Genomic DNA, 8514 nt, shown 5'->3' with positions numbered 1-8514 from the left:
GAGCCGGTGGGCGGAGCACCGGGAGAGGCGTCCGCGGCGCTCGACGCGGGCGGAGGGACCGGGGCGAGCGGAGCGGCCCCGGGGCCGCCGGACCCCGGGCGGCGGAGCTCGGTGCGCACCCGCAGCCAGGCGGCGGCACTCTTGGCGGCGGAGCCGGCGCACAGCCCCCAGGCGGCGCCGATGACCCCGCCGAGCGCGTACCCGACGCACAGCAGGCAGACGGAGAGCGCGGAGAACGCCACCTGGATCGGGAGCGTGGCGCGGGGCCGGATCACTCGCAGGGTGACCAGCCCGCAGACGCCCAGCGCCATCACCGTGTACTGGACGCCCGTCGCCGGGAGCAGCGCGACCGCCGCGTCCCAGGTCTCCCCCAGCACCGCCCGGCCGGCGGCGTCCGGCAGCAGGAACAGCACCGCGCCCCAGCCGGCGGCCACCAGGGCCGTCACCCCGGCGGCGAGGGCGGCGGCGCGCGCCTTGTTCTCGTCGGCGTGGACCCGGTTGAGCTGCGGTGGTCCGAACCCGTTGGCCGCGTTGAACAACACGTTCAGCGGCCCGAAGAGCGTGGCGGCGCCGCGCAGCGCGCCGACGGCGAGCGGGTTGGCGAAGAGGCCGAGCCCGACGATCGCGAGCTGGGTGCCCGCCTGACCGACACCGAACTCGGCGGCGAACCGGTTGCCGAGGTGGTCGCGCCGCAGCCGTGCGGTGAGCGGCGTGGGCCGGGCGCCGCGGGTGGCGCGGAGCAGCAGCACCGCGCCGAGCAGCAGCGCGGGCAGCGCCGACAGCCCCCACACCAGGACCAGCCGGGCGGGGCCCGCCCCGGCGGGTTGGAGCGCCAGCGCCGGCACCGCGACGGCGAGTCGGAGGACGTCCGCCGCCAGGGCGCCGTGGGCCGCTCCCAGCAGCGAGAATCCGTACCGCAGTGTGTCCTGGGTGAGGACCAGTGGCAGCACCGCGCCGAGGGCGGCGAACGCGTCCCCGAGTGGTCCGCCGACGACGACGCCGGCGAGCAGGAGCGCCGCGCCCGGGGCGGTGGCCGCCAGGGCGGTGAACAGTGCGGCGCCCCGTGCCTCGGCGTGGAGGCGGGCGTCCGCGCCGCGGCCCAGGACGAGGGCCTGCCCGACCCAGGCGGCGGAGAGCCCGGTCAGCACGGTGGCGACGGTGTACACGACGGCGAAGGCCGCGAACTCCGCGGCGGTGGACTGCCGCGCGGCGACGACCACCACCAGGATGCCGGTGAGGGCGACGACGCCCTGGTCGGCGACGGACGCCGCCATCGCGCCGCGCGGCGGCAGCCGCCTCACCGGACCACCGCCCGGCGGCGCGCGGCCCCACGCCGCGTGCGGGGGCGGCCCGCCCCGGCGGCGCGGTCGGGCGCGGCGGGCCCGGCGCCTTCAGTCACGCGGGCCGCGGCCGTCGAACTCGTCCGGGTCGAGTATGCGCAGCCCCATGGTCTCCGAGCCGACATCGCGGTGCGGCACGGGGACGCGGCTGTCGCCGGCGGGTCGCTGACGGGGCGGGACCCGGCCCGCGCGTGCCCGGGGTTCGGCCTCCAACTCGTCGTCGTGGAAGTCCTCCTCGGTCTCCTCCTGCCGGTCGCTGCCGCTCCCCCACGAGTGCAGCACCGCTCCGAGCAGGGCGCCGCCGGCGCCGACGACCAGCTCCCTCACCCTGGCCAGGTCGTCACGGCGCACCTCGTGGGGGTCGCAGACGACCAGGACGCCGTCGACCCGGTCCACCAGGGCGATCGCGTCGGCGTAGGAGAGGACCGCGGGCGCCAGGACGGTGACGACCGCCCCTCTGGTGTCGGCGTGGCCGATGAGGTGGCTGGCGGGCGGCGAGGTCAGCGCGCGGGGCACGTTGCGGACCCGGCGGCCGGGCACGAGGTCGAAGACACCGGACTCGCCCGCGTCGATCGGCACCCGCAGACCGGCCGGCCAGCCGCCGTCGCTGCCCGGCGTGGAGACCCAGCCGGGCCGTACGCCGTCGGCGTGGCGCAGCTGGTCGGTGAGACTGGGGGTCCGCAGGTCGGCCTCGATGAGCAGGGCGTCCATCCCCATCTCGGCGAAGGCGGCCGAGAGGTTGACGGAGGTGACCAGCGGTGTCTCGATGGTGCCGCGGGGGGCGACCACCAGCAGTCGCCGGCGGCCGGCGAACGCCTCGTCGTAGGCGAGCCGGAAGGCGACCGAGCGGTACTCCTCCGCCAGCCGTCCCTCCGCGAGGAGTTGGCCGGGGGCGGGGCGGTCGGTGCGCGGCAGGACCCCCAGCACCGGTGCCCGCAGTTCGCGGGCGACGTCCCCGGCGGAGCGGACCCGGGGGTCGAACACCAGCCGGATCCAGGCGGCGAGCAGGCCGATGCCGACGCCGACCGCGGTTCCCAGGACCAGCAGCATCAGCAGCCCCGGGCCCGACGGCGAGTCGGGGACGGCGGCCCGGGTGATGACCCGGCCGCCGGAGGTGTCCAGCGACCGCAACTCGCCCACGCGTGCGTCGATCTCGCCGATGCGCGCCACCACCGCCGCCCGGGAGGCGAGCGCCTCCTCCTGCGCGCGGGTGCCGTCCACGGCGCCGCTGATCTGCTCCTCGGTCTCCTCCAGCCGCTCCTCCTGCGCGGTGCGCTGCTCCTGGAGGGCGCCGGCCATCGAGTCGACGAGGTCCTCCGCCGCGGCCTGTCGGTTGCCCAGGTAGGCCCGGACGAAGGCGTTGGCGCGGCCGGCGGCCGTCTCGGGGTCGGTGGCGGTGTAGGAGAAGCGCAGCACCTCGGTGTTGGGCGGGTTGGTGACCTGGAGGTCCTCCTTCAGGTCGTCCGCCTCGTCCTCGGGACGGCCCAGCTCGGTGGCGGCGAGCTGGGCGACGGTGTCGCTGACGGCAGTGCGCCGCTCGGAGCCCATGGCGACGCGGTCGAGCGAGGTGCCGTCGAACGGGTCGCTGGCGGGTGCGCGGACCACGATCTCGCTGGTCGCGATGTAGGTGTCACTGGTGGCGACCCCGAGGTAGCCGCCGCCGAGGGTGCCGGCGAGGACGCCGGCGGCGATCAGCAGCCGGTAGCGCAGCAGTTGCCGGAACTGGTCGCGGAGCAGGTCCGGTTCGTCGTGGCCGGGGCCGCCGCGGACCTCGTCGCGTGCCGTCGCCTCTCTCACGGCCGGCTCCCCTTCCTGCCGGACTGCTGGTCCGGTCCCGGGTGCGCGCCGCGGGCGCGTCGGGGGAAGCGGCCGGCGGCGACGCGGTGTTCGGTGGTGTGCCGTGCGGTGGAGCGGTGCTCGAGGATCGCCTCGTCGAGGAGGGCGGAGATCCGGCCGAGTCCCGCCTCGCGGCCCAGATGGGCCCGAGCGTAGTCGAAGCCGCGGGCCCCGAGGGCGGTCGCGACGGCGGGGTCCTCGGCCAACTCCGCCGCGGCTGCGGCGAGTGCGGCGGGGTCCTCGGGCGGCACCACCCACCCGGAGTCGGATCGGCGCACCTCCTCGGCCGTGCCTCCCTCCGGCGCGACGGAGGCGATGACGGGCCGTGCGGCCATGAAGTAGGAGGTGAGTTTGGAGGGGACGCTCATGTCCAGCACGGATGCCCGCTGGGTGACGACGAGGGCGTCGGCGGCGGCGAGGACGTCGGTGAAGTCGCCGCTCTCGGCGGGCGGCAGAAACTGCACGTTGGGCAACCCGGCCGCCAACGTCGCCAGATGGGACCGGCGGCTGCCATCGCCCATGAGCACCACGTGCAGCGCGGGGCGGACCCGGGCGGCCTCGACCAGCACCTCCAACCCCTGCTTCAGCCCCATGTTGCCCGCGTGCAGCAGCACGGTGCGGCCGGACCAGCCGAGGCGGGCCCGGGTCTCCTCCCGGGTGTCGCCCGCGGGCGCGACGTGCGACCAGTTGGGGACCAGCCGGACCTTGTGGGCGGGGACCCCCAGCGCGTGGACGCGCTCCCGGAAGGTCTCGTGGATGATGCCGACCAGCGCCGCGGCGCGCAGTACCCGGCCCTCCAGCGCCGCCGCCGCGCCCGCCACGCGCCCGCCGCCGGAGATGCCGCTCTGCGCGGCGGCGGCCCCCATGAGGTCCTGCACCACCGGTACGAACGGGGCCGCGTGGCGGTGGGCGATCCGTGCCGCGAGCACCCCGCCGGCGAGGCTCGGCATCTGCGCGAGGACGGCGTCGGGCCGCCCCATCCGCGGCGGGGCGATGAGGCCGTGGGTCAGGATCGACGCCTCGTACAGCGCGCGCCGGACGGCGGTCTGGCGGCGCGGCACGGTGTGGCGGCGGCGGTGGACGAGCACCCCGGACCGCTCGTCGGTAGCGCGCCACCGGCCGCGGTAGGAGGGGTCGGGGCGCCAGGCGGGGTAGTGGGGGATGCCGGCGAGGACGTGGACCTCGGCTCCCCGGTCCGCGGCCCAGTGTTCGGCCACCTGCGTGGCGTAGGGACCGATGCCGGCCTGTTCCGGGGCGTAGTTGGTGGAGACGAGCAACAGGCGTTCCCGGGCGGGCGCGGCGGCGCCGGCCGACCGGGAGCGGTGGACGGGACCGGGTTCGTCACCGGCCACCGGATCGACGGAAGTGTCGCGCAACGTCAAACTCCTCCCCCGGGCCCTGCCTCCCCTGACAGCGCTCCGTGCTCAGACTATCCGCAGAACCCGACGGCGTGTCAGCGTTCTGGGGAGGGCTACGTCGGGTACGCTCCGCGCCGATCGTTCCCGGCCGTACCGCGCGAGCTCCCCCACGGGTTGTGCCGATCCCCCGCTGCCGCGGTCCCGCAGCCGCTATCGTCGGCCCCGACAGCGAACAGGCGCGGCACCGACGCGGGGAGCGCCGGGCCACCGCGCCGCGAGGACCGGGGGTCACGCCATGTCGCACACCGTCGGCTACGCGCCCGGGGTCTACGACCTCTTCCACATCGGGCACCTCAACATCCTCCGCCACGCCCGAGCCCGCTGCGACCACCTGGTGGCCGGTGTCGTCTCCGACGAGGCGGCGACCGGCATGAAGGGCAGGCCGCCGGTGATCCCCCTAGTGGAACGGCTGGAGATCGTCCGGTCGATCCGGTTCGTGGACGCCGCGTTCGTCGACACCTCCCAGGACAAGCTGGAGATGTGGCGCCGGGTCCGGTTCGACGTGATCTTCAAGGGCGACGACTGGCGCGGCACCCCCAAAGGCGACCGGCTGGAGGCGGCCATGGCCGGTGTCGACGTCGAGGTCGTCTACTTCCCCTACACCGTGCACACCTCCAGCACCCAGCTGCGCGGGGCGCTCGACGCCCTCTCCGCGCCCGCTCCCGCCGCGGCGCCGGTCATCCGGTCCGCGGAGAGCTGAGCTCCTCCGGAGCCGCCGCGGGCTCCCCCGCCCGCGGCCCCCGGACCGGGGCCGACACCGGTACCGACGGCGCATCGGCCAGTTCGCGGTACCACTTGGCGAGAAATCCCCCCAGCAGGACGACCGCCGCGAGGGCCAGCGCCGCGTATCCGAGGCGGAAGGCGGCCGGCGAGCCCAGCAGGAGGAAGACCAGGCAGACCACGCCGTAGTCCACCGGCAGCAGCGCGACCGCCCGGACCGTCGACGGCCGCGGGGGCGCGGCACCCGGGGCGGGTCGCGGCTTCAGCTTCTCCGTCAGCAGTCCACCGCAGTACGTGGTGACGGCGGCGAGTTGGAAGACCAGCGGCACCAGCAGCCAGCCCGGGTGCGGCGGGTCGCCGTGCCGGTACCAGGAGATCAGGACGGCGGAGTGCAGGGCGGTGATCTTCACGCAGTCGACGACGTGGTCCAGCCATTCGCCGGAGGGCCCCGACACCCCGCGCAGCCGCGCGAGTTGGCCGTCGGCGGAGTCCAGGGCGTACCCGGCCACCAGCAGCGCGTACACCCCGACCCCCAGGGCGACGGACGGCGGCAGCAGCGCGACGAGGGCGATGCCCGCGAAGCTGAGGGCGGCGCTGGCAAGCGTCACCTGGTCGGGCCCGAGCCCGGCCCGGTACGCCGCGGCGGCGAGCACCCTGCCCGCCGGCCGGTTGACGTGGCGGGAGTAGAGCGAGACGCCCTTCGCGGACTTCTGCGCCGCCCGCAGCCGCGTCAGCGCCTCCCGGAAACCGACCGGGGGCACACCTCCGCCGGGCTCCGCCTGAACCGTCATCGCGTACCCCCTGGCAGGTCGTCGGCGCCGCGTGCGGCATCATCCCATGCGGGAGTTGTCCGCGGGGCGCCGTTCCTATGCGGCGGCCGAAGCGCGTCCGGACCGGCAGGGGCCGGCCGTGCCCGCGGCACACGAGGTGACGGGGAGGGGCTCCACCATGCGGGTGCGAGGACGGTTGACGGCTGCCCTGACGGGGCTGGCCGTGACGATGTCCCTGGCGGGCTGTGTGACGGTGCGCGGCGAGGAGGCGGTACTCCCGGCCACCACCGAGGAGGAGGCCGCCGAGGCGCTGGAGCGGTACGCGGAGATCAAGAACGAGGTCAACCCGGCCTACGACGCGGAACTGAACGAGACGGCGGACGCCGGGGCGCTGGCCGCGATCAACTCGGCGGGCCACCGCGCCCGCGGCGCGGTCCACCCGGAGGGCAACCCCGGTTACGTGCCGATGGAGTTCGAGGACTCCCACTTCCACATCCCGCGCCAGGCGGGCTGGCCCAAGCACTTCGTGGTGGACACCGCCACCAACCGCGGCGACGCCCGCTGGCTCATGGTCTTCACCCGGAACGCGGTCACGGAGGACTGGCGCGCGGCCTACCTGCTGACCTTCGACGCCGACGAGGTGCCGGAGTTCACCCGGGACGAGGACGGTTGGGCGGAGGCGGTGCCGGAGGACGACGCCGAGGAGCTCGCGATGAGCCCGTCGGAGCTGGCCGAGGGGTACGTCGACCACCTCTCCGACGGGGAGGGCCCCTACGAGGACGGCCCGCTCACCTCCGGCGAGCGGGAGCGCCGCGAGGAGGCGGGCAACGAGGCCGCCTACGTGGTGCAGTACCAGGACAGCACCGGGGGCCGGGCGCACTCGGTGCCGTTCGGGCTGCGCACGGAGGACGGCGCCCTGGTGTTCTTCTCGGCCGAGCACCACGAGAAGCAGACCTGGGCCGAGGGCGAGACCCCCGTGATCGACGAGTACGTGGAGGCGCTGCTGGAGGGCGAGGCGTCCCGGTCCGTCACCACCCGGCGGATGAGCGTGCAGGCGGCGCTGCTGCCGAGGCTGGAGGGCGAGGGCGTCGAGGTGGTCTCGCGGGTCTTCGGAGTGGTCTCGGCCTCCGGCGAGTGAACCGCACCGCTGCCCACCGGGGTCCCGCCCGGGGGGCGGCCGGCCGCGCCTCGCCGGGCGGGCCGGGGCCGACGGGTACGGCGCACCGCCGGGATGCGACTCGGTGGGGTCGCTCGGACCAGGGCACCCGGAGCCCGGTTCAGCGGCCGTACCAGCCGACCGGCTCGTCGCGGCCGACACTGTCGGCGCCCTGTCGGGCCTCATCGGCGGCGTTGGCCTCCGCGTTGGCGTCGGTCAGTGCTTCGAGCAGCTTCAGCGGCTCGGGCAGCGGGTGCTCGGGACCGCGCAGCCAACGCACGCCGCCCCCGCCGGGGACCCGCGAGGGCGGTAGCAGCACGTAACTGGCGCGGCAGTGCCAGCGCAGCCCCGGGTGCTCGTCCAGGGTCTCGGGGTGGCAGTCCAGCTCACAGGGCCACCACTCCTCCTCGTCGTCCGGCGCGCGGGTCATGGTGAAGAACAGCATCCGGTCGGGGTCCACGACGGCGACGGGCCCGAGCTCCACCCCCTCGGACTCCAGCCGGGCCAGCGCGGCCTCCCCCGCGGCGAGCGGTACGTCGAGGACGTCGTGCACGCGGCCGGTCGGGGTGATGACGTTGGTCGCGGGGTCGGCGTCGAACCAGCGGCCGATCCGCTCGGGGTCCGTGGTCGCCTCCGTCTGCCAGGCGAAGGAGACCGGGTGCCGGCCCGGGGTGGGACAGCCGATGCGTTCGCACGAACACCCGTAGTCCTGCGGATGGGCGGCGCGAGCGAGCGGGAAACCCGCCTCGGCGGCGAGCAGGAGTTCGTCGCGGCGTCGTGCGACGGCGGCGTCGGCGGCTGCCGCGCCCCTCGCACCACGTCGCAGCCAGCGGGGCATCCTGCTCTCGCGTTCCATGAGCCCGGTACCGCCTCACTTCATCGAGGGCCGCCCGCGTCGGCTGGGGTGGCGACTGGGGCCATCCTGCCCTGTGTGGCTGGGGAATGCGTAATCGGACCGGCCCGAAAGGCCGGATGACGTGCGTCACCCGGCACCACGACCGCCCGCCCGCCGGGCCGTCCCGCTTGACGGAAGGGCCGTCCGGCCCACCGTGGCAGGGCCCGGGGACGCGCCCCGGCGCTAACCCACGGGCGCGCCCGGCGGGACCGGGCCGCCCGGGAACGGCGCTTTCCGGCCGCCGCACGGCGAGCGGCGCGGCCACGACCGGCCGCCGTGCTGCTCGACGCCTTCACCGAGAGCGGGGGTGGGGAGGGCGCGGAGGACGCCGCGGTCCCGGACACCGGCGATCTCGGCGCCGACCTGCGGGCGGTGCTCC

The 8514-nt window shown here is 75.9% G+C and carries 7 protein-coding genes; 2 read left to right on the top strand and 5 right to left on the bottom strand.

From position 1 onward, the window contains the following. The 3 genes from HCJ92_RS19590 to HCJ92_RS19580 form a co-directional block, all read right to left on the bottom strand. Positions 1–1292, bottom strand: a 1292-nt coding sequence (locus tag HCJ92_RS19590) for an MATE family efflux transporter (protein WP_245241023.1), incomplete at its 3' end; no start/stop codon positions are given. A 99-nt stretch (positions 1293–1391) separates the two neighbouring features. Continuing rightward, positions 1392–3137 carry a lipopolysaccharide biosynthesis protein gene (locus HCJ92_RS19585; RefSeq protein WP_209311347.1) on the bottom strand — a complete coding sequence of 582 codons (1746 nt, stop codon included), beginning with the start codon at positions 3135–3137 and terminating at the stop codon, positions 1392–1394. Then, positions 3134–4456, bottom strand: coding sequence for a glycosyltransferase (locus tag HCJ92_RS19580; protein WP_245241021.1), 1323 nt, complete (start codon positions 4454–4456; stop codon positions 3134–3136). The genes HCJ92_RS19585 and HCJ92_RS19580 overlap by 4 nt, the downstream gene beginning before the upstream one ends. 373 nt (positions 4457–4829) lie before the next feature. Here HCJ92_RS19580 and HCJ92_RS19575 point away from each other — a divergent pair, with 373 nt between their 5' ends. Continuing rightward, complete coding sequence (locus HCJ92_RS19575) at positions 4830–5294, top strand: FAD synthase family protein (protein WP_167934931.1); 465 nt, start codon at positions 4830–4832, stop codon at positions 5292–5294. Here HCJ92_RS19575 and HCJ92_RS19570 read toward each other — a convergent pair. Next, a complete protein-coding gene (locus HCJ92_RS19570; protein WP_167934930.1) occupies positions 5272–6105 on the bottom strand; it encodes a CDP-alcohol phosphatidyltransferase family protein in 834 nt (277 codons plus the stop codon). The two genes, HCJ92_RS19575 and HCJ92_RS19570, sit on opposite strands and share 23 nt — an antisense overlap. A 157-nt stretch (positions 6106–6262) precedes the next feature. On the opposite strand from HCJ92_RS19570, the gene HCJ92_RS19565 reads away from it, so the two are divergent. Continuing rightward, positions 6263–7222 (top strand): SCO2278 family lipoprotein, encoded by a 960-nt coding sequence (locus HCJ92_RS19565; protein ID WP_209311345.1) that lies wholly within the window; start codon positions 6263–6265, stop codon positions 7220–7222. A gap of 139 nt (positions 7223–7361) precedes the next feature. Here the strand turns inward: HCJ92_RS19565 and HCJ92_RS19560 are convergent, their stop codons facing one another. Next, positions 7362–8096: a bifunctional DNA primase/polymerase gene (locus HCJ92_RS19560; RefSeq protein ID WP_167934928.1), complete on the bottom strand. Its 735-nt coding sequence runs from the start codon at positions 8094–8096 to the stop codon at positions 7362–7364. Between the last annotated feature and the right edge of the window lie 418 nt (positions 8097–8514).

Source organism: Streptomyces spiramenti, assembly GCF_012034385.1.
Classification (GTDB): domain Bacteria; phylum Actinomycetota; class Actinomycetes; order Streptomycetales; family Streptomycetaceae; genus Streptomyces; species Streptomyces spiramenti.
The sequence above is the reverse complement of the archived record's forward strand: the minus strand, read 5'-3'. Positions and strand labels throughout refer to the sequence as shown.